Origin of the sequence: Pseudomonas sp. RC4D1 (assembly GCF_018390395.1) — a bacterium.
In the GTDB taxonomy this organism is placed as follows: domain Bacteria; phylum Pseudomonadota; class Gammaproteobacteria; order Pseudomonadales; family Pseudomonadaceae; genus Aquipseudomonas; species Aquipseudomonas danubii.
In genome coordinates this window covers 81,055-107,302 of record NZ_JAHBAW010000003.1, presented here as the reverse complement: position 1 = coordinate 107,302, position 26,248 = coordinate 81,055, and the positions used below count along the sequence as shown (strand labels likewise).

The following is a 26,248-nucleotide window of genomic DNA, read 5'->3' as shown; positions in this document are numbered from 1 at the left end:
GGCCGGGCTGGTGCAAGGCTGGCGGGCCGCTTCGCCGGCAAGCCGGCTCCTACGGGACATGCGGGAGATATGGGGAATGGAGGGGGCGCCGGCCCGGGCGCGATGCGCACGCCAGGGCCGACGCTGGGGTTACCAGGTCAGTACCGCACCCACGGCGAAGGTGTCGGTGTTTTCGTTCTGCGCGGTGGTGTGGTGGCCGTCGATCTCGAACTGGTTGTACTCGGCCACCAGCTTGAGGTTGTCGTTGATGTCGTGGAACAGCGCCACGCCCCGGGTCTGGTAATCGGCGCCGCTGCCGACTACGCCGTTGCCGTCGTCCTTTGTCTTGCCGTAGGACAGCGCCAGGCGGTTCTTGCCCACCTTGTACGAGCCCTGCAGCAGGTAGCCCTTGCTGTCGACATTGCGCAGGGTGGCCTCGCCGGCATTGTTGGTAAAGAACGGGTTGATGCCCTTGGCCTGGAACCCGGAACCGGTCAGGGACAGTCCGCCCATCTTCGCCTGCAGGCCATAACCCAGGCCCTTGGAAGTCACTGACTGCACGTTGGGGTCGGTGTTGTCGGAGGTCTGGTAGCTGCCGTTGAGCCAGCTGTAGAACTTGGCCCCGCCCAGGTCGAACTGATAGGTAATTTCGCTCTCGGTGCGCGGGTTCTTCTGGTAGGCCTTGCCCAGGGCGCTGCTGTCGTTGGTGTCCACCGGGTCGAGGATGCCCACCGCCACCCGCAGGCCGTCCATCACCGGGCTGCGGTAAGTGATCTGCGACGACGGAAAGGGATAGGGGTAACCGCTGCCGATGTTGCCGAACGACACCCCGCCGCCGTCCACCAGCCCCAGGCTGTCGCTGACCTGGCCGTACCCGGCGAGCATTTCATCGAGCAGGATGTTGGAACGGGCGAACAGGCCGAAGTCCTTGCCGATCAGCACCTCGCCCCACTCCGGGTTGGCCACGGTGCCGTAGAACTGGCGCACGTCGATGGCGGTGTCGGTGCCGTTGGTTTCGCTGTCGTTGATGGTCACCCAGAATGAGGCCCGGGCGCCGAGCTTGAGGTCGTCCACCTGCTTGCCCATGTTGAAGCCCAGGTAGTTGGGCAGAAAGCCCATCTTCACCCGCGCCTGGCGGCGGTCGTACTGCTCGCCGGCGCGGTCGACGTCACTGTTGACGTAGAAGGCGTTGACGTAGCCGTCGGTGGAAAAGGTGGTCTGGTCCTTGTCGTACAGCATGATCTCGGCTTCGGCGACAGTGCCCAGGCCAAGGGTCGACAGGCCGACGAGCAGGGCCGGAATCAGAGGGTACTGGCAGTTCTTATTGTTATGCATGGCGCGCTCCGCAAACGGGGGACGAAATGTCGGAGGCGATTATCGAAACGCGCCAAGGCCGCCCATAGGCTGCCTTGGGGGCAAGTTCACGGTGCTTTGGAGGGGCTGGCAGGGAGCGGCAAATCCGATCCACGACCGGACCGCTACCGGGCCCACTACCTGGAGTAGCACCAAGGGTTTATCGACCCCGGTGCCAAGGGATAAGGCCTTAAGCCTCGGCCGCCAAAGCGCGCAGCCGCGCCAGCTCGGCAACGGCCAGGGGAATGCCGTGCTCCAGGGATTTGGCCCGGGTGCGGTAGCGTCGGTCGCCGGGCATGCGCTCCAGGCCCACGGCCTGCATCTGCCGCACCAGCTCGCCGCTGCGCTGGGCAAACCGCCCGCCGCCCAGGTGGCTGGGGTCGATGACGATCAGCAGTTGCCCGGTCCAGGGCGTTTGCGCCCCCGGGTGTTGCGACCAGTCGAACTCGAAGGAGAAATTGCCGCCGGTCAGCGCCGCCGCCAACAGCTCCACCATCATCGACAACGCCGAGCCCTTGTGCCCGCCAAAGGGCAGCAAGGCGCCGCCGTCGAGAATCGCTGCCGGGTCGCAAGTGGGCTGGCCGTCGCGGTCCACCCCCATGCCCGGTGGCAACTGCTGGCCCTGGCGCTTGGCGATCTGCACATCGCCGTGGGCGATGGCGCTGGTGGCCAGGTCGAAGACGATGGGCTCGGCGCCCTCGCGGGGGGCGGCGAAGGCAATCGGGTTGGTGCCGAACAGCGGCCGCTGGGCGCCGTGGGGCACCACGCAGGTCATGCTGTTGACCAGGCTCAGGGCCACCAGCCCTTCTTCAGCAAAGGGTTCGACATCCGGCCACAGGGCGGCGAAGTGATGGGAATTACGAATCGCCAGCACCGCGATCCCGGCGCTGCGGGCCTTGCTCAGCAGCAGCTCGCGGGCCGCTGCCAGGGCCGGCTGGGCGAAGCCGCCTGCGGCGTCCACCGCCACCACGCCGGGGGCCACATCCTCCACTTGCGGCAGCGCCTGCCCATTCACCCAACCGCTGGCCAGGGACGACAGGTAACCGGGAATGCGGAACACCCCGTGGCTGTGGGAACCGTCGCGCTCAGCGCGGGCGCAGTTGTCGGCCAGCACCCGGGCCACCTCGGCAGAGGTGCCGTGGCGAAGAAAAATGCGTTGCAGCAAGTCGGTCAAGGCCGGCAGGTCGAGGTACTCGACATCAGCCTGCACCAGGGTCGCTTGGGACATGGCAGCTCCATTGGAATTGTTATTGGAAGGTGCCTGACTATCGCGTCACGCCAGTTAACTGTCAAATGTTGACTTCATGACAGAAAACCTTCATTTTCCGTTTCCAGCGGTCAATAAAAACCAGGAGCGGCCATGAGCCAGCCCATCAAACAACGCCTTGAAAGCAGCTTGTCCAGCGCCACCGCGTCGGGCCGGGCGATTGCCAGCTACATGCTGGCCAACCTCTACGAACTGCCCTTCCAGACCGCCGCCGACATCGCCGAAAAACTCGGTGTCAGCGAATCCAGCGTCGGCCGCTTCTGCCGCGCCATCGGCTACAGCCATTTCAAGGACCTGAAAAACGACCTGAAGAACGACCTCGGCGAAGGCCCGTGGCTGGTGGGCGACCGCCTGCAGGAATTTCGCCAGCAGCCCAACCCGGCGGCCCAGGGCCTGCCCCGCAGTTTCGAGCTGGAAGTCGGCGCGCTGGTCAAGGTCTACGAATACAGCCTGACCCCGGCCTGGCAGACCGTGGTCCGGCGCCTGGCCAGCCGGCGCCGGGTGTACGTGGCGGGGTTCCAGACCGAGCGCGGCATCGCCGCCTCCATGGTCCACCTGCTGCAATACCTGCGCGACGGCGTGCACCTGGTGGACGGCGCCGCCGGGCATTTCGCCGACGTACTGCTCAGCCCCGCCGAAGACTGCGCCCTGGTGGTGTTCGAGGCCCGGCGCTACTCGCGCCACGCCCTGACCCTGTGCCACAAGGCCCGCGAGGCGGGGATTCCGGTGACCCTGGTCACCGACACCTTCTGCGACTGGGCCGAGCAGAACGCCGACGAGGTGTTCCGCGTGCCCACTGAATTCAACCTGTTCTGGGAGTCCACCGCGGCCATGCTGTCGCTGGTGCACCTGCTGGTCAACGAGGTGTGCAAGCACCTGGGACCCGAGGTGGAAAAACGCCTGGAAGCCACCGCTGCCCTGCATAACGAGTTTGTTGGTTACACATCGTCCGCCCGACCAAAACAATAAATAACCGAGGTGCTCCATGAACAACGTCCTCCGCTTCGCCGGCGCTTGCGCCCTGGTCATCGCCGCCTCCACGGCCCAGGCCGAAACCCTGAAGATCGCCACCGAAGGCGCCTACCCGCCCTTCAACTACGTGGACTCCAACAACCAGCTGCACGGCTTTGACGTGGACATCGCCAACGCCCTGTGCAAGCAGATGCAGGTCGAGTGCCAGATCGTCGCCCAGGACTGGGAAGGCATCATCCCGGCGCTGCTGGCGAAGAAATACGACGCCGTGGTGGCCTCGATGATCGCCACCGACGAGCGCAAGAAGAAGATCGCCTTCAGCAACCACTACTACCGCACCCCGCTGTCGGTGGCCGTGGCCAAGGACTCGGACATCACCGACGCCCAGACCAACTTCAAGGGCCGCACCGTGGGCGCCCAGGCCTCCTCGACCCAGGCCATCTACGCCGAGGACCACTACGGCCCGGCCGGCGCCGACGTGAAGTTCTACCCGACCCTGGACGAAGCCAACAGCGACCTGGCCGCCGGCCGCGTGGACGGGGTGATTGCCGACAAATTCCCGCTGCTGGCCTGGGCTGAAAGCGCCGGCAAGGACTGCTGCAAGATCATCGGCGACGTCAATGGCACCACCGCCGACGCTTCCATCGCCGTGCGCAAGGAAGACAACGCCCTGCGCGAGCGCCTGAACAAGGCCCTGGACGAGATCGTCGCCAACGGCACCTACAAGCAGATCTCCAGCCGCTACTTCGCCTTCGACATCTACTGACCGCCCGCCTTTGCCGCTGCCCTTGCCCCGCGCTCCCTTGAGCGCGGCGGCGCCCTGCACGGTTCAATTTTCCTGAGGGTTCGCGCATGTTCGAACAGCTGTCACTCCTGTCCTTTGCCAGCGGCGGCTGGGGCTCGGCCTTGCTCGCCGGGGCCCTGGTGACCATCGCCCTGGCGCTGGCCTGCGTGCCCATCGGCCTGCCCCTGGGCCTCGCCGTAGCCCTGGCCGCGCGCTCGAAAAACCGCTGGGCGCGGGCCTGGGCCACGACCTTTTCCACGGTGTTTCGCGGCCTGCCGGAGCTGTTGACCCTGCTGATCATCTACTACGGCTGCCAGATTGCCGCGCAGAAGATCCTCGGCGCCCTGGGCTACCCCGGTGAAGTGGCGATCAACACCTTCGTCGCCGCGATGATCGCCTTCAGCCTGGTGTTCGCCGCCTTCTCCAGCGAGATCTGGCTGGCCGCGTTCAAGACCCTGCCCAAGGGCCAGTACGAAGCCGCCAGCGCCCTGAGCCTGTCGCGCCGCACCACCTTCACCCGGGTGCTGCTGCCGCAACTGACGCGCATCGCCCTGCCGGGGCTTTCCAATAACTGGCTGTCGCTGCTCAAGGACACCTCGCTGGTGTCGACCATTTCCCTGGTGGACCTGATGCGCCAGACCAACCTCGCGGTCAGCGTGACCAAGGAACCCATGCTGTTCTACAGCGTGGCCTGCTTGGGCTACCTGTTCTTCTCGGCGCTGTCGGGGCACCTGTTCAGCTTTCTTGAACGGCGCTTCAACCGTGCGCAACGGAGCCTGCAACCATGAGCCTGGATGACCTGCTGAACCTGTTCCTCAACCAGGAACTGCTGGAACGCTACGGCCCGCGCTTTATCGACGGCCTGCTGGTGACCGCCAAACTGGTGGCGATTTCCTTCAGCCTGGGCGCCGTGCTCGGCCTGCTGATCGCCCTTGGGCGACTGTCCAGCAATCAGTTCCTGCGGCGCTTCACCGGGGCCTACGTGTACTTCTTCCGCGGCTCGCCGCTGCTGGCCCAGCTGTTCATGCTGTATTACGGCCTGGGCTCGTTCAAAGGCTTCTGGCAAGACGTGGGCCTGTGGTGGTTCTTCCGCGACGCGTGGTTCTGCACCCTGCTGGCCTTCACCCTGAACACCGCCGCCTACCAGGCGGAGATTCTGCGCGGCAGCCTGCTGGCTGTGGCCCAGGGCCAGCGCGAAGCCTGCAAGGCCCTGAGCCTGTCGCGCTGGACCGCGTTTCGCAAAGTGATCCTGCCGCAGTCGCTGCTGATCGCCATCGGGCCGCTGGGCAACGAGCTGATCCTGATGATCAAGGCCAGCGCCATCGCCTCCCTGGTGACCATCTACGACCTGATGGGGGTGACCAAACTGGCCTTCTCCCGCAGCTTCGATTTCCAGATCTACCTGTGGGCTGCGGTGCTCTACCTGCTGATCGTCGAAGTGGTGCGGCGCAGCCTCAAATACCTGGAAGGCCGCCTGGGCCGGCACCTGAACTGAACCCTTTAGCGGGCCGCCGCGCGGCCCCTGTCATAAGGACTGAAACATGCATTGCCAAACCCTCGTTCTGGGCGCCGGAATCGTCGGCGTCAGCAGCGCCCTGCACCTGCAGGCCCGCGGCCGCCATGTGGTCCTGCTGGACCGCCAGCCCCCGGGCAACGGCACCAGCCACGGCAACGCCGGGCTGATCGAACGCGCCAGCGTGATTCCCTACGCCTTCCCCCGGGAAGTGACCAAGCTGGTGCGCTACGGCCTCAACCAGCAATCGGACGTGCGCTACAGCCTGCGCCACCTGCCCAAGGCCGGCCCCTGGCTGCTGCAATACTGGCGCCACTCCTCGCCCAAGGGCCTGGCCGCCGCCACCCGCGCCATGCTGCCGCTGATCGAGCGTTGCGTCACCGAACACCTGGCCCTGGCCCGCCCGGCCAACATGCTGGAGCTGATCGCCGACGGCGGCTGGATCGAAGCCTTCAACGACCAAGAGGCCTTCGACTTCGCCCAACGCGCCGCCGCCGACCTGCGCGACTACCAGCTCAACTACCGGGTACTGGACCGCACTGCACTGCTGGCCCTGGAACCCGGCCTGCACCAAGACGTAGTAGGCGGCCTGCACTGGCTCGACCCCAAGACCGTCAGCGACCCCGGCGGCCTGACCCGCGGCTACGCCGAATTGTTCAAGCAGCGCGGCGGCCAATTCGTCATCGGTGAAGCCCTGAGCCTGACCCAGATCGAAGGCGGCTGGCAGGTGCACAGCGAACTCGGCCCGATCACCGCCCAGGAAGTGGTGGTGGCGCTGGGCCCGCAAGCCAGCGGCATCTTCGAACCCCTGGGCTACCGCATCCCCCTGGCGATCAAGCGCGGCTACCACATGCACTACGCCGCCCTGCCCGGCACCCGCTTGCAGCACCCGATCCTCGACCCGGTGGGCGGCTACGTCCTGGCGCCGATGGTGGGCGGCATCCGCCTGACCACCGGCATCGAATTCGCCGACCGCGACGACCCCATCAACGAAATCCAACTGCGCCGCTGCGAAGCCCTGGCCCGGAACTTCTACCCCCTGGGCGAACGCCTCGACGCCGAACCCTGGCTGGGCCGCCGCCCGTGCCTGCCGGACATGTGCCCGGTGATCGGCCCGGCCCCGCGCCACCCCGGCCTGTGGTTCAACTTCGGCCACGCCCACCACGGCCTGACCCTGGGCCCGGTGAGCGGCCAGTTGCTGGCGCAGATGGTCACCGGCGAAACGCCCTTTACCGACCCCACCCCCTACCGCGCCGAGCGCTTCAACTGACCGACGGAGAACCGCCATGCAGACCCAGACCGCCCCGCTTCCCGCCGCCTCCCAAGCGCCCGTTCAGCCCATTGCCGACCCGCGTGAAGTGGTGATCGATATTGCCGGGCTGAACAAGTTCTACGGCGCCTTTCACGTATTGCACGACATCGACCTCAAGGTACGTCAGGGCGAACGCATCGTCCTCTGCGGGCCTTCCGGCTCGGGTAAATCGACCCTGATTCGCTGCATCAACCGCCTGGAGATTGCCGAAAAAGGTCGCATCCTGGTGGACCGCACCGACCTCTCGCAAAACACCCGCGAAGCCGCCCAGGTGCGCAGCCAAGTGGGCATGGTGTTCCAGCACTTCAACCTGTTCCCACACATGAGCGTGCTGGACAACTGCACCCTGGCACCGATGACCGTGCGCGGGTTGTCGCGGAAAAAGGCTGAAGAACTGGCGCGGGGGTTTCTGGCCAAGGTGGGGATTGAGAATCAGGCGGATAAGTACCCGAGCCAGCTTTCAGGTGGGCAGCAACAGCGCGTGGCGATTGCCCGGGCGTTGTGCATGGAGCCGAAGATTATGTTGTTTGATGAACCGACTTCGGCTCTGGACCCGGAGATGGTGAGTGAGGTGTTGGATGTGATGGTGAAACTGGCCGGGAGTGGGATGACCATGCTTTGCGTGACCCATGAGATGGGGTTTGCGCGGCAGGTGGCGGAGCGGGTGTTGTTTCTCGATGGTGGACGCATCGTTGAAGATGCGCCGCCGGAGGAGTTTTTTGGGGCGCCGAAGAGTGAGAGGGCTAAGGCGTTTCTTGCGCAGATTGTGCATTGAGTGGATGGGCGCCGCGTATTTTGCGGTGTCTGTTTAGCTTAAGTAGAGCTATTTATTGCTGCACTTAGTGAAAGACTGCTATCGATCAAAAGGGGACAGTCCGTTTTTCTAGGACGAGTAGACTTACTTGAATCGTCGCTCGCCCGATTTAACAACCTTCAGACTGTACAGACTATTCGATTCTGTAACCTCAGCATGGACTCTTGGCCTAGCGCCCGATAGTGTGGACGTTAGCCTCACACTGAAGCGTTGATAATATTCATTATTGAAAGGAGTCACAGAAAGGCATGAATTCAACTCTGCACAAAAATCTGTTATCCGAGGTCACTAGCCTCAAAAAACTCACTGCTGAACTGAGCCTCCAAGAGCTAACAACTTTCGTCACGATGCAACAACGCGCTTTTAATGATGGTCGCCGTGAAAAAAATCTAGGATCTCCTCTCAAGCAGGGTATGTATCTGCTCGCTCTAGCGAGTAGCCAGCCAGAACCGCCGGTTGCTAAATCATTGAACGATGGTCGAAATACACAGCTAGTGCGTCGTTTAGAATCAATTTTCACGAATTACGGGCTTGCATATTTTCCTACACAGCAGGAGCATATCGCCGGTTTAAGCACTGAGTGGCATCGTCAACGCGAAATCGCTATGCCGGCGTTTATGCACTATTTCATGGCCGGTTTCAAAACATCTACGGAGCAAATCAAAACTTGGATTGCTGCGTGCTTTGATGGGTTTGAGAAAGAAACCATTGAGGCCTTCGGGATATCTCACCATGATCTGCTCAGTGTGGGGAGTTACATCGAATCGGTAATTCAAGATAACGTGAGGCCCGTAGCTGATGCCATTGAAGGTATAAAAGTTCTACATCAGCGGTTCGTTCAAGACTTGAAGGGCGGAATGGAATTTAAATTGGCTATGGCGCGTGTACGCGATGATGCCCAATTACAGAAAAATATGGAGGCGTTCCAGCATGGAAGCACCACCATGTTCGAGGTCAAGCGCCAACAGTTAGTGGATAACCTCGGTATAGAGATCACGGACTCCGTAATGAAGCACTTTGTTACCGTACGCGGTAACGCGGCTCCGATCACATATATTACCGAACCCAATCCGATCATAGACCGTCCGTTACTTACTACAGATGGAGAGCGAATATTCTACATAGGAAATAATTCGTTCTACCAAGCCATCATTGAAAAGCTAGAACGGCATCTGACACGAACATCCGCCGCGTCGCGATACTTGAAAGAACGGGACCGTCGTCTCGAACAGATGGCTCATAAACACCTAAAGAGACTTTTTCCGGAGGGTGCGCGTTTCTTCGAAAGCGCATTTGACCGACCTGACTCGCACGGCGAGCATGATTTAGTGATCGTCCACGAATCGAACGTTTACATAGTTGAGGCCAAAGCCTCACCGCCAAAGGAACCGCTTCGTGATCCGTCGAAAGCGGCGCTGAGAATCAGGGACCACTTTCGTGGAAGGAATGGCATCCAAAAGGCCTATGAACAAGGTAATACTCTGAGGAAGCGATTGCTCGAAAATGCGACTACTGCCCTATACGATAAGAAAGGTAACTTATTAGTAAATCTTGAACGAGAACATATCGATAACATTTATTGCATTTGCATTACTCGAGACGACTTCGGGCCTGTTGCAACGAATCTTGCTTTGCTACTAGAGAAAGACTTCGATGCTCCATACCCCTGGGTCATATGTATCACCGACCTTGAATACTTGGTGGATGCCCTACTACACCTCGAAAAGGGAATCGATACGTTGACCGCATACTTGGAGCAGCGTTCGCTCCTTCACGGGAAAGTTATTGGGACTGATGAACTTGAGTATTTCGGAGCCTTTTTACGGCACGGAGGACTGCACGCCTACATTGAGGCCAGAGCAGACGTTATTCCACTGGACATCACTGAATCCGATATCTTGGATGAAATTTATGCTTGTATAAATAACGGTGAGAGCTATGAGCTCACCATTGAGCCTGCGGACTTAGTCCAATTAGACAGGAGAAAGCTTTTTCGAACGCATGAAAAAAACCGGGCGAAAAGCAGAGCTGTGAAGACGGCAAAGAAGGCTCGACAAAAGCAGGGTCGGGCTTCTCGAAAAAAAAATCGGACTAAATAACCGATAGGTGCAGTCGCCCTGCGCTATGGGGAAAACTGACCGTTACGAGTGACCGCTTTGGGTCGAATGCGGCCACTCGTACCGACGGCTATCGGCCAGAAGGAGTCATTGACGACGAATGGAGCGCTATTATGAAAGAGACTGCTAGTAAAAAGATGAATATTATTTTAGGCACACATTCACAACTCTAGCTCTAACCTAGGTATTATGAAGTAAAAGGAATTCCTTGCCATTATAATACCACCGACCTCCTCTCCCGTTTTTACACTAGAAACATGGATTTTCATTCTGTGGGCGCTAGCTATTGTTTGAGCCAAATACAGCCCAACCCCCTCTCCGCTTATACTCATCTCCTTTGCCCATTTGCCACGCTGTCGCTTATCAAATATCAATTCTGTTTCATTAGGCTCAATCCAAGGACCTACGTTCTCAACTCGGACCTCGATCTCAGGGTTACGGTCAATAACTATGACCTTTACGTTCCCCTGTGCACAATATTTTACAGCATTACTAATTAATGCGAATGGTATAAGCTTGAAGCTTCTGTAGACGTTAACATTTCTAAACGTTTCCCCCTCCATGTAAATGCTAAGGGGCAATCTACCCTGCTCAGTAGCAATAGGCTTCAAGATCTTAGTCAGCTTAAAAAGTAGACCATGGATTGATACGCTATATTTCCTTCCAAATTTTGCTGCCTCCGGATTGAAGTATATGGTGAGTAGATCAAACTGCTCCATGAGCATTTCCGATGCTTTGACCAATGACTTCAGCTCAGGATTATCATTTGCTGATGGTGATTCAGGGTCATCACTACCCCACATTCGCTTGGCTAATGCAACAGAGAGATCCTTGATTTGTTTGGTCAAACGACTGGGGTCATGAAGGGGTTCGAGCATTTCTTGTTGCCTATCAATAAAAGACTTATCAATAGACGCGAGCAGTCTATTTATTCCATTCTTCCAAGTAGCAATCTCTCCAGAACTTATAGCGACAAGGCCTTTCGATAAATCTAAACACTCTCGATCTTGGAGCTTTGTCCCCTTGACCCCATATATCAATACCTGATCATTACCAATTGTAGTCTTGTAGTATGAAACGCCATAGTCACATATATGCTCTACACCAATAACTTCTTCAGATTTTATACACTTCGGAAAGACCCCACAGCTCCTGAAGCAAATATCAGGAACCACGAAGGCTTTAGCTGAGTCTGGAGGAATTGTTACCTTCACTCCATTGATGCATACTGGCCAAGTAAGGAGGGCTCCAGAGCTAAATATCTCATTAAGCAAGCTCATTCTTAGCAACCCTCATCAAATCCAGCAACTTAAGTTCTTGCTCCCTTGACAGAAACGCGTGAGTTTTCTTTAAATCAACGAAACCTGCGGCAGCTGGATCCAGCGGGATTTTTTTTAAAAAATCACCAATTAGGTTTTTCCTAGATTTCTTACTCACGCTCGTCAACGAAGCGTCAAGCTTGCTTGCTATTATTGTAGGCATGAGTTTCTCTTCAAGAAACTCCTCTATAAGCGAAATACAGTCTCGGCTCGTTAGTGGCTTATCCAGTACTTCGTCAGCTGCTAAGAAGTATTTGCTGCTAGCTGCGGAGTACTTTTTATGTGAGATTGCACATATTTTCTGGCGAGAATTGTTGCGCCGCAGGAAAGGCAAAAGCTTCGCGCCGCCTAACTCAAGATCTTCTTTTACAACACCATTCACATCTAAAAATATTATGTCATAGATCTTAAATCGCTCAGAGTCGGACAAGCTAATCGAAACGTATGGATCCACATTAAAGCCATACGCCTTAAGCTCGTTCAAGGGTATGTCTTCCAAATGGTCATCAATTACTGCAATCCTAGCAACCTTCCTAAGCGACTCATTAGATACTTGATCCAAACGATGCTTAGTTATTAGTTTAGAAAAGGTTTCAGGTAGAAACCTACTCTTTAACCAGCGTCTTAATTTCTTGCTAAAAGCAACACACAGACTTAGAAGTCCTATCACACCAGTAACAATAGTCAGAAAATTAGCCAATGGGCTTTGTGTGGCAAAAAACTCAAGCACTCAATGTATCTCCATATAGACCCGAGTTGATCCAAACTCTGCTCGGCAGGGCCTTACAATCCGGTTAGCATACGGATCAAAACTTAAGATGGCAATTGGCCCTTAATCCAATAATTCAATCACAACAGAGACTGGCACGTCGCTCCTATAGACGCGATCTATCCACTTCTGGCCCGAAAATGCTCTGTTTGTCAATTCGACTTTGCTACGACGTATAGAGAATTAGATGAAGGTCTTATTCACGCCCATCACTTGAGACCTTTCGCCGAGATTGGAAACGCTGACGACTTAAATCCCGTGACGGACCTTCGTCATGTTCCCCCGAATTGCCACACGATGCTGTATAGGAAAATTCCAACGCTCGCCAGCGAGGAGCTTAAAATTCGGGCGAACCGATCTAAGTACCATTAGATCGCAGATGCTTACTGAAACGCCCCTCTAGCATTAGTAAATGCGTCAAATGTCTATCCTTGGTCGTAAAAAGACGTCAGCGAGTGACCGCTTCTGACCGAAAGCTGCCTCTCAGGTGTGTCTACAGAACCTAGGCAACTCACCTGATGCAACAATTGCTAACGCGACGAAACACTCCCTCAAACATCTCACCCAATGCGCGGTTGCCGCTTCCAAACCCCACCCCCTATAGTTCCCCCTCGCAGCAAAATCCGCGACGACCTTGGCCGGTCGAATTACAACGCAGCATCAGCGTCCACAACACCTTTGCAGTCGCCTTTCCGGTGCCCGCGACAGGATGTTATGACGGCTGTGCGCGGTGATTCTCCGGTCGTCATAGGCGCGCACAGCGGTCATTTTCTTCGTCGTCGGCAACCCAGGTGATTGCTCCATAAACAGGAGCTGTACCGATGATTGACCAGCCACTCTCGCGCTTTACCGCCGTCGACACCCACGACGCCAACCAAGCCGTTTTCTACCTCGACACCCAAGCCTCTCTGAGCGATCTGGCCAGCAGTGCGGCCCATCGTTTCACCGTGGTGCGGGACCTGATGGACACGCTGTCCACGCTTAACCTGAAAGACATTGCCGACTGCGATCTGACGCGGGTCACCCGAGGGGTGCATCTGCTCACCCGGGAGGGTTGCGCGGTGCTGGAGGTGATTCAGTGGCGAACAGCGCAAGAGGCCTGAACGCCATTGAACTCAACAAGCGCGTAAAACGCGCTTGGCTTTGCCCCGGCCGTTGATCTTGCTTTGGCTTTTGATCTTGCTCTTGATCTGCCTGCCCCTTCAGGAGGCCGAACGCAGGCGTTGCGTAGGGGGCAGCTCGGCATGGATGCCGAGCTAGCCGCCCCCGGCCATTAATGGCCTGGGGCGGCGTGCCCCCGAAGCAATGCCGGAGTGAGGGAACACCGAGCCTTAGAGAGGTGCCGGATGCGGGGGCAGGAGCGTTTTGCTTACTTTTGCGCTGTTCAAAAGTGAGTCGCCGTAAGGGCGAAAGCGCCAGTGGCCGTGACCGCAGAAACGGATTTGTACGCCAAGCGCCCCAAGTGCATTCGGTAAGAAGGTAACTCCGCGTCATCGTTGACGAACTTCGCTGACAGCCGGCATCTACGGGGAAATCGCTGATTTACAGCTGCCATTCGCAAGACCGCCTAGCAGGGCGATTGGAGTCAAGAACGCGAGCGCAGAAATATTTTAAAAGAAAGCTGCGACGAATGATGGCCAATCGCCCAGGAACTCGGCAAAATCCGCACACTCTTCAGGGTTTTTCAAGGATTGATGTTGATGACATGGCCAGTCACTCTGCACCTCAGCGACACCACATACCCTCTCAGCGCAGCACAAAGAACCGCCTATAGCTTGGCCGCTGAGTTGGCTATTCAGATCACTCCTGAGCCTGGTTTTATCAACCTCACGATCTACCCTTCCAGCGCCCAAACAGCCCTCTCTATTGATCACGCACGGGCGCTAGTTCTCCAGCATCTGAATGACTTTGCTTTACGTGACCACATCCATAGTGAAACGGCTGGATTGCGAGAAGTCTTGGCACGTGCCGCACTCACTGGATGTGGGTTGCCTCAATGACCTTGATAGCCACCGAAACCCAAGGTTATCGCCTCCTGCCATTTCGCTTCATGCGTATGAGTTCAGGGAATGAACGGGATATTTTGCTTACTTCTGAAACAGGCGAGTACCTCCATGTCACCGATCCACAACTTCGAGATCTAAGTTTTAAGCGCGTACAGCCAGGAACCTCTCTATACAAGGATCTACTCGCTCGTCATTTTATTTACGAGCCAGATCAACACGATCCAATTCCGGAGATGGCGGCGCAGTACCGCAGTCGGAAAGACTTCCTCCTGCAAGGTCCTGCATTACACCTGTTTGTGGTGACTCTGCGTTGCAACCATACATGTCAGTATTGCCAAGTATCACGTGCACCTTTAGGTGGCTCTGGACATGACCTTTCCGAAGCAGATGCACGTGCTGCCGTAGACCGCATGTTCGAGTCGAACGCTCGAGCCCTCACGGTAGAGTTCCAAGGTGGCGAACCTCTATTGGCCTTTGAACGCGTCCGCCAGATCATCGAATGGATAGTGGAACGGAACGTCGTGGAACAGCGCGATATCCAATTCGTCATCACAACCACACTCCATCACTTGACCGAAGAAGTTCTCGTCTTCGCCAAGAAGCATCACATCCAGTTTTCTACTTCGCTCGATGGACCGGCGTCATTACACAACGCTAACCGCCCCACTCCCTCCCGAGACTCTTATGAACGAACCCTCGACGGCATTCGTCGCGTCCGCGAATACCTAGGCCATGAAGCTGTCTCGGCTCTAACGACGTTAACAGCGAGGAGCCTTGAGCAACCAAGAGCGATCATCGACGAGTATGTAGCCCAGGGGTTTTCCAGTATCTCCCTTCGCCCCTTAAGCCCCTACGGTTTCGCCTCGAAGGGTGCGCAACGGCTGGACTACTCGATGGAACGTTATTTGGCGTTCTACAAGGAAGCGCTGGCTTACCTGCTGGAAATCAATCAACAAGGTGTGTACTTATCAGAGAGCTACGCAAGTCTACTGTTAAAGAACATCCTGACGCCTTTCTCATCTGGCTATGTCGATCTGCGCTCACCTGCCGGTGCCGGCACCGCAGCCTTGGTTTATAACTACGATGGCTACGTATACCCATCTGACGAAGCAAGAATGCTGCTGGAAATGGGCGAGGATGGTTTGCGTTTAGGCAGCGTGCATCAGCCGTTAGCCGAGCTACTACGCTCACCAGTCATGGAAGCATTGCTAGCAAGTGGTGTTGCCGAAACACTACCGGGCTGCGTGGATTGCGCACTCGTCCCCTATTGCGGCGCCGACCCTGTGGAACACTTCGCACGCCAAGGCGATCCGATTGGTCACCGTGCCTTCAGTAGCTTCTGTAAGAAAAATCTAGGACTACTTCAACATCTATTCGAACTATTGAGAGATGGCGACGATGATATCCAACGCGTCTTGCTTTCCTGGCTAAATCGTCGCGCCTACTCCGAAGTCCTCTCCCCTGGGTATCGAGGGTAGGAACGATGCTAAGAAAAGATACCCATTTCGAGATCCAGCATCTAATTGAACCTAAGTTGTTGAAGGTCGTCACCGTAGACGAGTTCATTGAACAAGGCGTATCCATCTGCGCTGGGGACGTGAGCTTCGACGATCTAATACTGTGGCTGCCAGATGCCGAGCTTCAACGTAACCCGCACTTACTATCATTACCCGTTGGAGGCTTCCTTACTCCGGAACAACTTAGCGGGAGTGCAGAGGTCGGCAAGCTGCGACTTCACTCCCCAAAAGATCCAGATGTCGTTCGCCCTGGTGACGTAATTGCCATAACACCCGGAAGCCCGATCGTCCGAGTTCTCTATCGACGCGGCTCCGACAGTAACCTGCTGTTCATGACTGATCGTTGCAACAGCCTCTGCTTGATGTGCTCCCAACCACCTAAGGATATTGATGATCGTTGGCACATTGAGGAAAACCTTCGTCTAATCGATCTAATGGATCCTGGCGAGGAGAACCTAGGCATCAGCGGCGGGGAGCCCACGCTCTACCGCGATGGTTTGTTAGAAATCTTAGCCAAGTGCAAAACTGTGCTTCGACAAAAGTCTATTCATGTATTGAGCAATGGCCGGCTGTTCAAGGATCCGAGTTGGATAGAGTCACTTGCTCATATCCAGCATCCGCAACTTAGTTGGGGCATCCCGCTGTATGCCGACAACGCAAGAGATCATGACCACGTAGTGCAGGCGCCAGGGGCCTTTAGCGAAACACTCCAAGGGCTGTACAACCTCGCTCGAGCCAACCAGATCATCGAGATTCGCGTCGTCCTCAGCCGACTGACCACGCCACGACTTCCAGAGCTCGCTCACTACATTTTCCGTAATTTGCCCTTCGTACGACATATTGCACTGATGGGTATAGAGAGTACTGGCTTAGCACGAAAGCATTATGAGGAGCTGTGGATTGATCCTCTGGATTACCAAGAGTCGCTAAGTCAGGCCATTTACTTTCTGCACAACCGAGGATTACCGGTCTCAATCTATAACCTCCCTCTGTGCCTGGTACCTGCGCATCTCTCACGCTTTGCACGCCAGAGCATCTCAGACTGGAAGAATCTGTTCATCGACACCTGCCAACAATGCGCCGCAGCTCATCAATGCTCGGGCTTTTTCAAATCTCATACCGCGCGCTGGCAAAGCCGTGGGATAAAACAACTATCAACTGAGGCATTCAATGCCTACGCAAGGAGCGCACAGTGAAACTGCTTGATCGCTGGAAAATCCTGATTGGGGGCATGACCCTGTTGCCGGTCGCGAGTATCAACCTTGCCCAGGCCAACCCAATGCCACTTGCCGATACAAATTGGGAGCCACGGGAGAAGAGTCAGCCACCAGTCTTTGCCGACACGCTCAATGCCCCTGATGCGACCAATATGTACGCAGCTCACCGCTCGCATAGTTCACACCGCTCGCACAGCTCCCATAGCTCTCATTACAGTGGATCAAGTGGCTATAGCGCGCCTCGCTACTACAACCCTCCTGCCACGAGCACTCGCAGCTACAACACACCAAGCAGCTCGAATTACGGCTCAAGCAGCTCTTCCGGCTCATCAACCAGCAGCTCTTTTTACCAATCATCTGGTACATCGACAGGCTCGACCTCAACGACTACGCGAACACGACCTAGCGAAGTACAGAAAAGCAACCTGGTCATACGAGTGCAAACGGCCTTAATGGTGCGCAGGTACTACCAAGGAGCAATCGATGGCGTGATGGGCAAAGGGACTCGAGGAGCGCTGATGTCGTTTCAAACGGACAACGGCCTGACCGTAAACGGACAGATGGACACACCAACATTAAACGCATTGGGCATTCGCATTCCTTAGGTGCTAGCAGTGCGGCCCATCGTTTCACCGTGGTGCTGGATCTGATGGACACGCTGTCCACGCTTAACCTGAAAGACATTGCCGACTGCGATTTGACGCGGTTCACACGAGGGGTGCATCTGCTTACCAGGGAGGGTTGCGCGGTGCTGGAGGTGATTCAGTGGCGAACAGCGCAAGAGCGCTGAACGCCATTGAACTCAACCAGCGCGTAAAACGCGCTTGGCTTTGGCTTTGGCTTTGGCTTTTGATCTTCCTGCCCCCTTAACCACGATGGCCGAACGCAGGCATTGATCCGTGGGCAACCCGGCAGGACGCCGGGTTAGCCGCCCCAGGCCATGGATGGCCTGTGGCGGCGGCCCACGGATCAATGCCTTCGTTCGGGCATGCCGAGCCTAGGCGAGGCACCGAGTGGAGGGGCAGGAGCCTTTGGTTACTTTGGGCTTTTCAAAGTGACTCGCTGTAAGAGCGAAACCGCCAGCAGCCGCACCCGCAGGAATGGATATGTACTCAAACCCGCCGCTGTAAAAGCGGAACCACCAATTGCACACCCAACTCCAACTACGCACCGCCTCTCTTTCGCAGCCTCTACTCAACCGAAAATGATGAGAAGCAAAACGACAACTTATTATCTTCAAGATCAACCAACTGATAACGCATCCGGTCAAAACCCGAATCCAACTGACTCACGCTCATATGCATCAACTGAGTCAACCCGCCGCCAATATCACGGGACGTAAAATGGCTGATATCAAAATATCTGATACGCACGACATCAGCCCCTGCCTTTTCAGAGACTGAAATCGATAGGGATAAATCATAAGCCCCCCCATCTTCGCTCAACTGAATCTCAATGGCGCGCAAGCAGTTGTGAGCAACAAGCAGCTCATTCAACTGCGACACTGTACTCATAAACTACCCTCGCCCCTTTAACCTTGGCCCCATAGCCAGGCCCCTATTTGCAGCTATGCGAATGTTCCTCGACTGCTCGCTGTCAGGTAGTGCGAGCGCCGACCATTCGAAAGCCCATGAGAGAAATCGTTATCTGGACGACCAGAACCAGACACAGCAATACCGCTGCCATTCCCCAGTCACCGTGGTCGGCGATAACCCCCAACGTCGCGATCATTATCGTGGCGCCAATATTGCCGACTAACCAGAAAATTGAGGTCGCCGTCCCCGACCTGGAGAGTCCGGCAGTGTCGGCTATCAGTTGCAGCAGAAGAGGCAGCGGAGATAACAGCGCGGCACCAATCACGATCCCTGCCAGACTCAATATCCAAGGGGAACCCGAGGTGAAAAGCAGTACCGTGCCTCCCCCTGCCAACAATGAAACCCCGGACAGAATGCCCCCCACGGTTGCACCGCTACGAACCAATAAAGGCATGAACGTCATACCCGCGATACCACCGGCCAACATTAGAACAACGATAAATCCTGAAACCTGGGCATCGATCCCCTGACGCAACAGGATCGGCTCCAGCCATGTCGTAATGGCGGAGAAATAGCCGTTGGTTAAAAAAATCATCAGCAAAACAGCCGTGAACGGAGCCGTGCGCAATAAATCGACACCCTCCGCCAGTAAACGGCCGCCGGACTTACTCGGAGCGGACGTTGTTGGCACAAGAGGGCTATCTCGCGGGACATAAATGAAGGTCAAGAGCGCAATCAGCCCCAGGATCGCGACGTCAATCAACAACGAACTGCTGACGTTCCCCTCCTCCGTCAACGGGACAATCATGAACGCGGAGCCTATACCCAGGAAAATCACCGTACTGAACAGCGTCGTGACCCGCACATGTTCATCTTCAGAAAACCAGGTGATCATCAACTTGACGAGCAGCGACATGGTCAAGGGTTGAACAAACCCGAACAACAGTTGGCCGGCAAGCAGGTATTCATAATGGGGTTGTAACACCCGGATCAATGCCGCCAACAACATGGCAATGGCGGTGATACGCAACGCTGTTTGCACCGATATCCGGTCAATCAGGCCACCGCTGGGAAGTGCCAGCGGTAATGCAAGTGCCGTCACAGCCAAAGACAATGAACCGACTTCCCCATAAGTAATACCGTACTGGGTGGACACCTGATCCGTGATAGGTGCAAAGCGCATCCATTCATACTGGGTCAACGCCAGCATGCCGGAGTAAATACAAAGAATACGGTAACGTACTGGGATCACTTTAATCTCCCGCAAGAAGACACAAGTGAAGTCCGGGGCGAATGCGCCGGACCTTGAGTTCACACTGTGTGATCAAAACGCCCTCACCGGGCATTGGTTGTCAGCAACCTTAATGCTTGATTCCGGTTGCCAGGCTCCAGTCACCGTATTGCGTGCGGGAAACTGTAATATCGCGAAAACCGGCGATCGTCAGCAGCTCCCTTATCTCGGTCTCTGACAATTGCTGACCCTGGGTCCAAAGCAACATGTTCGCGTTATAAGCCGCGACATTATGTGGGCCGGTCTTTTCTTTATTAAAAAACATCTCATGAAGAATGATACGGCCGCCGCTGGGTAGTGCATCAAAACTCTTTTTGGCCAGAAACAGACACTTGTCCAGCGGCCAATCATGAAAAATATCACTGTAAAGATGCACATCGGCGGCTGGATACTCAGACGCCCAGATGTCTCCTTTATGGGTTGTGATGCGCCCCGCCATTCGGTACTGCTCGACGTAGGTATCGGCAATGTCGCAGACATAGGGAAGATCAAAGATCACGGCATTCAGTTCAGGCCATTTCTCCAGCGCACAAATAGAGTGAACACCCGAACCACCGCCCACATCCAGAAGACAGCTATACCCGGACAGATCAATCCGCCCCGACCAGGCCCGAGCCGGTCCTTTGCTTTTGCTGTGCATCGCCTTGGTGAAAATTTCGCTGTGTAACTGGTCCTGCGCATTGTTCTCAAACAGATCAGTCTCACCGAACAACCCGGACTCTCCACTGAGCATCGACTCTTTGAAGAATGCATAAGAGAACGCATCTTCTTTGTGGCGTGCGGATTGCAGGACCCCACTGAACGAGGTCTCCGACTTTCGGGTCAGAAACGCTTGCGCCAAAGACGTCAGGCCATAGCACTCCCCACGCTTCTCAAGCAGCCCCTGACTGGTGCACATAGCCACAAGCGCCTGTGCGGCCCGAGGTGCCAGTTCCAATGCCGAGCCGATTTCCCCCAGCCTCAGCGCTTTGCCTTCAAGCAGATCAAACAGTTTTACTTCATCGGCAAAAAACAAGGTGTAGGTATTGATAAACCCGAAGTAGATATCAAATATCTGTTTATCACTGTGATGCTCCGTGTGCACTGTACTGTCCATGTAGATGCCTATCCCATTTCAAAAATGCCGTTGAAGACCATCAACGATGCCATGACAATAGAAACCCTCAACAACACGATCAAACGCCTGCCTGGCCTCATGCGAAGCGTTGCCCACCAGGTAACCATGTGAACAGGCCTTCAACATCTCGATGTCATTGCAACTGTCCCCGAAGGAGATGACCTTGGCGGGGGAAATCTCATGTTTCTTGACGATGAAATCGACCCCCTGCTTCTTTCCGCACCCCGGGTGCATGATGGCGACATCGTAGACATTCTCAGGGTCGCCGGCGGCGGCACTGGCGTAGGTAATTGAGGCCTCAAGGCCCACCTGCAAACAGAGTCTATGGATCTGCTCGATGGCGATTGCTTCATTGCCATCGGCATTCAAGTAATAACCCCGAATGCGCTTTTGCTGGAAAGCCTCCGACTGCAACGTCAACTCAATACCCTCTCGCTCGAACAGGGTGCTCAGCCTCATGACCCGCTCTGCAAACGTTCCAGCGCCTTGTAACGGCCAACCCTCATCCTCCAGAACACTGTCCGGGTGATTCCAGTACAACTCGGTTCCCAGACTGGTCAGTGCAAAGTCCCAGGGAAACTCGGGGTATCTCTTCATCTTGTCCAGGACCACCGCTTGACTGTTTCCCGTGGCCCAGCCAAATAACAGGTGGTGCTTGCGTTTGAGTTGATTCAAACAGCTTTCCAGTTTGTCTATCCCGGCATCCGCCTCGCGAGACGACAAGACCGGCATAAACGTCTCGTCAAAATCAGAAACTATCAACCAGGTGTCTTTGCTCGTCATACCTGCTCACTCTCTGATGAGTCCCATGGACTGTGAGGATATTTCAATCCGGGAAAACTCCCCGACCGCTCCCTCGGAAAAGGGCGACTGCACACTAAACCCAACGCGCACTTCATCCGGGCAGTTGCTCACATAGAACGCCCGATGAAAAACCACGGCACCCTCAGAGCCACTCAGATAACACGAGAACACATCCCCACTTCGCGAAATGAACAGCCGCACAGGCTCATCGTTTACTTCGATGCCATTGACTTCATCGCTATAGGGCGATGAATGCACCGATACGATCTTCTTGTTGCTGCCGTACTCTTCAACACCGAACTTCAGCTTGTGCAGCCCGACGTGAAGAAAGAGCCCTGCAGCATCAAACTTGGCCAGGCTGAATAACTTGATGTCAGCGCCAAGGGCAAATTCTCCCGTCACCGACGTGAGCAAAGTGCCCAAGCTGTCCACCGTATGAAGCCCTGGAATATTGAACGAATCGCTACCGGGTTCGCTTCGCAGTTTCAGAACCGGCGCAACATAACGCAGCTGCGCGCAATGCTCGGCACCGAACACACGATCACTGATCCTCAGTACGGTGTTCGGGTCTTCGCGCAAAAGAGGTGTAGTGCCAACGGTGTCATCCATACAGGTTCATTCCGCCATCGACCGACAGGGATTGAGCCGTGATGTCTTCGTTCTCAAGCACCGCCAGACAGAACCGGGCAATGTTTTCCGGGATCTGTGTACGCCCCAGCGGGATCAGGCCCTCCATGCGAGCCCACAAGTCATCCAGCGACTCGTTGGGCTCGATGAGGCGGTTCTCCAGGTACTTCCACATATTGGTTTTGACGATGCCGGGGCAAACGCAGTTGACCCGGATATTGTGAGTGGCCAACTCCAGCGCCAAGGCACCAGAGAAGCCCTGCAACCCGGCTTTCGCGGCGCAGTAGGAAGATATTCCAGGAAAGGCGACTTTTGCGGCAATGGAGCTGATGTTCAGGATCGCGCCGCCCTTGCCTCTCTGGATCAGTGCGCGGGCAGCCTCACGCGACGTCAAGTAAGGTGCTGTAAGGTTGGTTTGCACGATCGCGTCAAACTCGCTCAGCGCTGATTCAACCGTGTTGATCAGATGGCTGCTGCCAATGGCGTTGACCAGGCCGTAAAAGTGCTCTGACTCATGGACAACGCCACCTACGGCTTCTATGACCTGGGCTTCAGACGTTGCGTCGACCGCAATGGCCTTTACCGAAAGCCCTTGCTCCACCAGATCCGCCGCCAGCGTGCGAGCCGCCTGATAACCACTGACCTCCTGAGTTTGATAGTGGTTGATTGCATTGGGTGTCCGGTCGGTATCAAAGATGTAGACATGAATACCTTCTTTGGCCAGTACTTCAACAATCGCGGCGCCGATGCCTCTGGCACCGCCCACAACGATCATGGTTTTACCGGACAACTTGCCTTGCGCTTTATTTCCCTGCGTCATAAACCACTGCTCCTGAATCCATAGAAGGCCTGCCGAACCCTATACAGGGCTCAGAAAACCAATAAATAGTTGAAACGGTATTTAAACGTGTGAAGTCTAATTAACTAATGCGTACGGCGGGTCAGCCAACAATGCACCCAGTACTTGAGGTGCAACTTTTGCCTGGAAAGGCTCGATGGTCGGCCACTCATAGGCATCACTGAAGACCTTGCGAACTCGAATCAGCAAACTGGACTCAATGTATTCAGCCAGGTTGAAGCGACCACTGTTATGTTCTACGACAATAATTTCGGCACATTGGCTCAGCATCTGTTTAACCAGCTCAAGATCCGGTCGAACGGACAGAAACCGGATATGCGTGCATCTTTTTGTCGTGGCGACCTGAAAGGCTTCGTATGCCATCGACTCCGATGACACTATCAATGAACCGGCGGCAAACTCGGGCTGAAAAATATAGATATCTTCAGACAGCTTCCGGTACTTCTCCCTCAGGGCACACACTCTTTCCATGGGCTGGTCGTACATTAAGTACAGGCCGTTTCCACCCTTTGATTTCTGCCGATGAATACAGGCCAACAGATCGAGAGGGTCTGTCAGTTCGTATACGGTTTCTTCCGTCAGCAAGCTGAATACGGTTGAGGCGTACGTAGCGCCGCCCCACACACCGTTCTTCCGAGCGCCAATGACATGCAAATTACGACAGGCAATCAAAGCAGAGTGCAGTACATCTATTGCGTTGAGGTAATACTTGTCATCGGTCAGGACAAACTTCAGTTCATCATCCGGGCACCCCATCGCGCAGGTCAGCAACGCTGACTCGGCCAGGCCGGTGTTGCAATAACCGGACAATGACTTAAGGCCAAACCGAGCGGCCAGATCCGCGGTGAATACATGGGCAGGTGCCCCTGACCGAACTTCTTCGATAATGTCGGCCGTCCGACTGCAACTGGAAGCTTTCCTGAGATCATTCTTCTGCTGATCGTCCGTTGACGTCATCAAACTCTGATGGCTGGCACGTTTGAAGGAGTGAACGCCTTTTTCGGTATGACAGATGATCGCGGTCGACCGATGGTCCTTCTCTGCCTGGCGAATGTGTTCACTGATCGCCTGGGTGTCGTGTCCATCCACTTCATAAACATCAGAAAAGTAGGCGGCCAGATACTCCGGCCTCAACTTCCCGGGAAGTGGGTCAATCCCTCTGCCATTGTTGTCCACTATCAACGTCAGGTTCTTGACCTCAAGTTCGCCAATCAGGCGAATCGCCTCGAAAGACACCCCTTCGTTCAATTCACCGTCACCCGCCACACAGATAACACGTGCATCACGATTGGCATTCGCCCGCCCCAACGCAATGCCCACTCCCTCGCCAAGGCTGTGCCGCATGCTGTAGGCAAAACCGTAGTGTTTATTGACAACGGCCGGAACCTTGTCGTGAACCGCAGCTAAAAAAGCCAAAGGCATACCGTTGAGCACGTGACGATAAGCATAAAACAGTGGCGCAATATGCCCCCTGCCAATTACCAGATCCTGATTGGCCACCCCTGCCGCATTGCAGAACTCCAATGCAAACAGTGCTTCGGCAATGTTCAGTGACGACAGGCAAGATGCCAGGGTTCCGTAACCGGCAATTTCATGAATCCGCTCCAGGCACACCCTGACGTCTGAATAGAAAGGCGTAAATTGTCTGGCGATGGCTACCGACAGTTCGTTGATCGTCTGGCACTTGGACGCCTCGGCAATACCGACTTCAACTTCCTCATTGGCACGCACATACTCATCGGCCGTCAGGTACGCCTTCCGTTTATGCACGCTTTGACGAATGCCATGTAACGGCGTCAACAGGCTGGCAACTGGCTCGAGGTCATAACTGACTAATTGATTCATTCAACACCTCGAACACGTCACTTAGCGTTTCCTCTGACATGATGTAGGCGGGCGCCAGGCAAGCCCAATCTTCCTCACCTCGGATAATCAACTTCCTTTCAAAGCACAGCCCACCCAATTTCTTGCCTGCCTGCTCCCCAAGGCTTGAGTCCAGGGTTATGCCGATCAGCAAGCCTTGAGATTCAATCCGGGCGATACGCTCATTCCCGGCGATTTCCTGACACAGCGCCTGAGTCTTTGTAATGAGTTTTTGTAACTGCCCTGCGGCCTCTATCTGTTCCAGCACGCGCATCGACGCATTGATGGCCGCGATCGAAACCGGGTTGCTTGCATAGGTATGCGAATAGGAAAACGGGATCCACGGCTCTGGCTTGTCAAACACCGAGGCGATTTTATGGGATGTCACCATAGCGGATGCCGGGTAATAACCACCGCTGATGCCTTTACCGAGCGCGACGATATCGGCAGAAACCCCAAACTGATGGGTATTCAAGAACTCTCCGGTTCGAGAGGCGCCGGTCACGATTTCATCGGTAATCATCACAATATCGTAACGGTCACACAGTTCACGAATACCGATCAGATACTCGCGGGGAGTTTGCCGCATCCCTTTCAAATGGTTGACCGGCTCGAAAATGATGCAAGCGATCTGCTCCGCACCATAATGAAGAATAATATTCTCCACATCCGCCACGCTGTGCATTTCCAACGCCTGACCTTCGTGAACGACAGGGAATGGCGGGTTGATCCGAATAGTGTCGTAACCGCTGCAACGCAGGTCCTTGAAATCGTTCCTGCCGGTAATACTGTGGGCCCCCAAGGTGGCGCCGTGATAGGAGTGCTTGCGGCAGATCACTTTCTTCTTGAACGTATTGCCTTTGCGCTGGTGATACTCCAAGGCCATGGCAATCGACGACTCGATGGCTTCCGAGCCGCTGTTGACATACAGCACGCCGCCATCTTCCATCTTCGCGCGTTTGAGCAGCAGCTCTGAAGTTTCAAACAGCTCGGACGAATAGAAATGATCCTTGGGGTGGAAAGGCAGATCCGTCAACGTTTTGGAAATATGCTGCTTGATGGGGTCGCACGAATACCCGAACGGTACGTTAAACATGCCCGAAATCGCATCCGTGTAGATGCCACCCTCTGCATGAACACTGACATCTTTAACAGAACCAACAATTTGGTCTTTCACGCGTGACTGATAGACAAACATCCCTTTACGCCCTCT

General features: G+C 55.6%; 24 protein-coding genes and 1 pseudogene. 13 read left to right on the top strand and 12 right to left on the bottom strand.

Features of this window, described 5'->3' with window-relative positions:
- Window positions 1-129: 129 nt before the first annotated feature.
- Window positions 130-1,314, bottom strand: coding sequence for a porin (locus tag KHO49_RS25430; protein WP_213666030.1), 1,185 nt, complete (start codon window positions 1,312-1,314; stop codon window positions 130-132).
- A gap of 208 nt (window positions 1,315-1,522) precedes the next feature.
- Window positions 1,523-2,560, bottom strand: a complete 1,038-nt coding sequence (locus KHO49_RS25425) for an Ldh family oxidoreductase (RefSeq protein ID WP_213666029.1) — start codon at window positions 2,558-2,560, stop codon at window positions 1,523-1,525.
- Between the two features lie 132 nt (window positions 2,561-2,692).
- Between KHO49_RS25425 and KHO49_RS25420 the strand changes: the two genes are divergently transcribed.
- The 7 genes from KHO49_RS25420 (at window position 2,693) to KHO49_RS25390 (ending at window position 10,093) form a co-directional block, all read left to right on the top strand.
- On the top strand, window positions 2,693-3,568 hold the full coding sequence (locus tag KHO49_RS25420) for a MurR/RpiR family transcriptional regulator (RefSeq protein WP_213666028.1): 876 nt from the start codon (window positions 2,693-2,695) through the stop codon (window positions 3,566-3,568).
- Between the two features lie 16 nt (window positions 3,569-3,584).
- Window positions 3,585-4,337: a transporter substrate-binding domain-containing protein gene (locus KHO49_RS25415; protein ID WP_047285526.1), complete on the top strand. Its 753-nt coding sequence runs from the start codon at window positions 3,585-3,587 to the stop codon at window positions 4,335-4,337.
- 86 nt (window positions 4,338-4,423) lie between these two features.
- Window positions 4,424-5,143, top strand: a complete 720-nt coding sequence (locus KHO49_RS25410; protein ID WP_110597106.1) for an ABC transporter permease — start codon at window positions 4,424-4,426, stop codon at window positions 5,141-5,143.
- Window positions 5,140-5,850: an ABC transporter permease gene (locus KHO49_RS25405; protein ID WP_016962591.1), complete on the top strand. Its 711-nt coding sequence runs from the start codon at window positions 5,140-5,142 to the stop codon at window positions 5,848-5,850. The genes KHO49_RS25410 and KHO49_RS25405 overlap by 4 nt, the downstream gene beginning before the upstream one ends.
- A 46-nt stretch (window positions 5,851-5,896) precedes the next feature.
- Entirely contained in the window at window positions 5,897-7,138 is a 1,242-nt protein-coding gene (locus KHO49_RS25400; RefSeq protein ID WP_213666027.1) for an NAD(P)/FAD-dependent oxidoreductase, read from the top strand.
- 16 nt (window positions 7,139-7,154) lie between these two features.
- Window positions 7,155-7,955, top strand: a complete 801-nt coding sequence (locus tag KHO49_RS25395; protein WP_249735846.1) for an amino acid ABC transporter ATP-binding protein — start codon at window positions 7,155-7,157, stop codon at window positions 7,953-7,955.
- A 287-nt stretch (window positions 7,956-8,242) separates the two neighbouring features.
- Window positions 8,243-10,093: an NERD domain-containing protein gene (locus KHO49_RS25390; RefSeq protein ID WP_213666026.1), complete on the top strand. Its 1,851-nt coding sequence runs from the start codon at window positions 8,243-8,245 to the stop codon at window positions 10,091-10,093.
- 179 nt (window positions 10,094-10,272) lie between these two features.
- Here KHO49_RS25390 and KHO49_RS25385 read toward each other — a convergent pair whose 3' ends face one another.
- On the bottom strand, window positions 10,273-11,391 hold the full coding sequence (locus KHO49_RS25385) for an ATP-binding protein (RefSeq protein ID WP_213666025.1): 1,119 nt from the start codon (window positions 11,389-11,391) through the stop codon (window positions 10,273-10,275).
- A complete protein-coding gene (locus tag KHO49_RS25380) occupies window positions 11,378-12,160 on the bottom strand; it encodes a hypothetical protein (protein WP_213666024.1) in 783 nt (260 codons plus the stop codon). The genes KHO49_RS25385 and KHO49_RS25380 overlap by 14 nt, the downstream gene beginning before the upstream one ends.
- Before the next feature lie 860 nt (window positions 12,161-13,020).
- Between KHO49_RS25380 and KHO49_RS25375 the strand changes: the two genes are divergently transcribed.
- From KHO49_RS25375 to KHO49_RS31190, 6 genes and pseudogenes are all read left to right on the top strand, one after another.
- Entirely contained in the window at window positions 13,021-13,302 is a 282-nt protein-coding gene (locus KHO49_RS25375; protein WP_092316092.1) for a hypothetical protein, read from the top strand.
- A gap of 591 nt (window positions 13,303-13,893) precedes the next feature.
- Window positions 13,894-14,199 (top strand): His-Xaa-Ser system protein HxsD, encoded by a 306-nt coding sequence (gene hxsD / locus KHO49_RS25370; RefSeq protein WP_349628986.1) that lies wholly within the window; start codon window positions 13,894-13,896, stop codon window positions 14,197-14,199.
- Window positions 14,196-15,683: a His-Xaa-Ser system radical SAM maturase HxsB gene (gene hxsB / locus KHO49_RS25365; RefSeq protein WP_213666023.1), complete on the top strand. Its 1,488-nt coding sequence runs from the start codon at window positions 14,196-14,198 to the stop codon at window positions 15,681-15,683. The genes hxsD and hxsB overlap by 4 nt, the downstream gene beginning before the upstream one ends.
- A 5-nt stretch (window positions 15,684-15,688) precedes the next feature.
- Complete coding sequence (gene hxsC / locus KHO49_RS25360; protein ID WP_213666022.1) at window positions 15,689-16,918, top strand: His-Xaa-Ser system radical SAM maturase HxsC; 1,230 nt, start codon at window positions 15,689-15,691, stop codon at window positions 16,916-16,918.
- Entirely contained in the window at window positions 16,915-17,544 is a 630-nt protein-coding gene (hxsA, locus tag KHO49_RS25355) for a His-Xaa-Ser repeat protein HxsA (RefSeq protein WP_081818692.1), read from the top strand. Before hxsC ends, hxsA begins: the two co-directional genes overlap by 4 nt.
- 2 nt (window positions 17,545-17,546) lie before the next feature.
- A pseudogene (locus KHO49_RS31190) lies at window positions 17,547-17,729 on the top strand (hypothetical protein); the annotation flags it as partial.
- Window positions 17,730-18,129: 400 nt separating this feature from the next.
- Here the strand turns inward: KHO49_RS31190 and KHO49_RS25350 are convergent.
- From KHO49_RS25350 to KHO49_RS25315, 8 genes are all read right to left on the bottom strand, one after another.
- Window positions 18,130-18,453, bottom strand: a complete 324-nt coding sequence (locus KHO49_RS25350) for a hypothetical protein (RefSeq protein WP_249735844.1) — start codon at window positions 18,451-18,453, stop codon at window positions 18,130-18,132.
- 82 nt (window positions 18,454-18,535) lie between these two features.
- Entirely contained in the window at window positions 18,536-19,726 is a 1,191-nt protein-coding gene (locus KHO49_RS25345) for an MFS transporter (RefSeq protein WP_349628984.1), read from the bottom strand.
- Window positions 19,727-19,835: 109 nt separating this feature from the next.
- A complete protein-coding gene (locus tag KHO49_RS25340; protein ID WP_213666020.1) occupies window positions 19,836-20,861 on the bottom strand; it encodes a methyltransferase in 1,026 nt (341 codons plus the stop codon).
- An 18-nt stretch (window positions 20,862-20,879) separates the two neighbouring features.
- Window positions 20,880-21,665 (bottom strand): HAD-IIB family hydrolase, encoded by a 786-nt coding sequence (locus tag KHO49_RS25335; RefSeq protein WP_213666019.1) that lies wholly within the window; start codon window positions 21,663-21,665, stop codon window positions 20,880-20,882.
- 6 nt (window positions 21,666-21,671) lie between these two features.
- The gene (locus tag KHO49_RS25330; protein ID WP_213666018.1) at window positions 21,672-22,295 is read right to left on the bottom strand and encodes a DUF1349 domain-containing protein; all 624 of its coding nucleotides are present in this window, start codon (window positions 22,293-22,295) and stop codon (window positions 21,672-21,674) included.
- A complete protein-coding gene (locus tag KHO49_RS25325) occupies window positions 22,288-23,133 on the bottom strand; it encodes an SDR family NAD(P)-dependent oxidoreductase (RefSeq protein ID WP_213666017.1) in 846 nt (281 codons plus the stop codon). The genes KHO49_RS25330 and KHO49_RS25325 overlap by 8 nt, the downstream gene beginning before the upstream one ends.
- 96 nt (window positions 23,134-23,229) lie before the next feature.
- Window positions 23,230-25,017: a thiamine pyrophosphate-binding protein gene (locus KHO49_RS25320; protein ID WP_249735842.1), complete on the bottom strand. Its 1,788-nt coding sequence runs from the start codon at window positions 25,015-25,017 to the stop codon at window positions 23,230-23,232.
- Window positions 24,995-26,233, bottom strand: coding sequence for an aminotransferase class III-fold pyridoxal phosphate-dependent enzyme (locus KHO49_RS25315; protein WP_102880289.1), 1,239 nt, complete (start codon window positions 26,231-26,233; stop codon window positions 24,995-24,997). The genes KHO49_RS25320 and KHO49_RS25315 overlap by 23 nt, the downstream gene beginning before the upstream one ends.
- Between the last annotated feature and the right edge of the window lie 15 nt (window positions 26,234-26,248).

Coding starts and splice junctions, on each gene's coding strand:
- KHO49_RS25430 (WP_213666030.1), bottom strand. CDS start 1,314: ATGCATAACAATAAGAACTGCCAGTACCCTCTGATTCCGGCCCTGCTC.
- KHO49_RS25425 (WP_213666029.1), bottom strand. CDS start 2,560: ATGTCCCAAGCGACCCTGGTGCAGGCTGATGTCGAGTACCTCGACCTG.
- KHO49_RS25420 (WP_213666028.1), top strand. CDS start 2,693: ATGAGCCAGCCCATCAAACAACGCCTTGAAAGCAGCTTGTCCAGCGCC.
- KHO49_RS25415 (WP_047285526.1), top strand. CDS start 3,585: ATGAACAACGTCCTCCGCTTCGCCGGCGCTTGCGCCCTGGTCATCGCC.
- KHO49_RS25410 (WP_110597106.1), top strand. CDS start 4,424: ATGTTCGAACAGCTGTCACTCCTGTCCTTTGCCAGCGGCGGCTGGGGC.
- KHO49_RS25405 (WP_016962591.1), top strand. CDS start 5,140: ATGAGCCTGGATGACCTGCTGAACCTGTTCCTCAACCAGGAACTGCTG.
- KHO49_RS25400 (WP_213666027.1), top strand. CDS start 5,897: ATGCATTGCCAAACCCTCGTTCTGGGCGCCGGAATCGTCGGCGTCAGC.
- KHO49_RS25395 (WP_249735846.1), top strand. CDS start 7,155: ATGCAGACCCAGACCGCCCCGCTTCCCGCCGCCTCCCAAGCGCCCGTT.
- KHO49_RS25390 (WP_213666026.1), top strand. CDS start 8,243: ATGAATTCAACTCTGCACAAAAATCTGTTATCCGAGGTCACTAGCCTC.
- KHO49_RS25385 (WP_213666025.1), bottom strand. CDS start 11,391: ATGAGCTTGCTTAATGAGATATTTAGCTCTGGAGCCCTCCTTACTTGG.
- KHO49_RS25375 (WP_092316092.1), top strand. CDS start 13,021: ATGATTGACCAGCCACTCTCGCGCTTTACCGCCGTCGACACCCACGAC.
- hxsD (WP_349628986.1), top strand. CDS start 13,894: ATGTTGATGACATGGCCAGTCACTCTGCACCTCAGCGACACCACATAC.
- hxsB (WP_213666023.1), top strand. CDS start 14,196: ATGACCTTGATAGCCACCGAAACCCAAGGTTATCGCCTCCTGCCATTT.
- hxsC (WP_213666022.1), top strand. CDS start 15,689: ATGCTAAGAAAAGATACCCATTTCGAGATCCAGCATCTAATTGAACCT.
- KHO49_RS25350 (WP_249735844.1), bottom strand. CDS start 18,453: ATGAGTACAGTGTCGCAGTTGAATGAGCTGCTTGTTGCTCACAACTGC.
- KHO49_RS25340 (WP_213666020.1), bottom strand. CDS start 20,861: ATGGACAGTACAGTGCACACGGAGCATCACAGTGATAAACAGATATTT.
- KHO49_RS25335 (WP_213666019.1), bottom strand. CDS start 21,665: ATGACGAGCAAAGACACCTGGTTGATAGTTTCTGATTTTGACGAGACG.
- KHO49_RS25330 (WP_213666018.1), bottom strand. CDS start 22,295: ATGGATGACACCGTTGGCACTACACCTCTTTTGCGCGAAGACCCGAAC.
- KHO49_RS25325 (WP_213666017.1), bottom strand. CDS start 23,133: ATGACGCAGGGAAATAAAGCGCAAGGCAAGTTGTCCGGTAAAACCATG.
- KHO49_RS25320 (WP_249735842.1), bottom strand. CDS start 25,017: ATGAATCAATTAGTCAGTTATGACCTCGAGCCAGTTGCCAGCCTGTTG.
- KHO49_RS25315 (WP_102880289.1), bottom strand. CDS start 26,233: ATGTTTGTCTATCAGTCACGCGTGAAAGACCAAATTGTTGGTTCTGTT.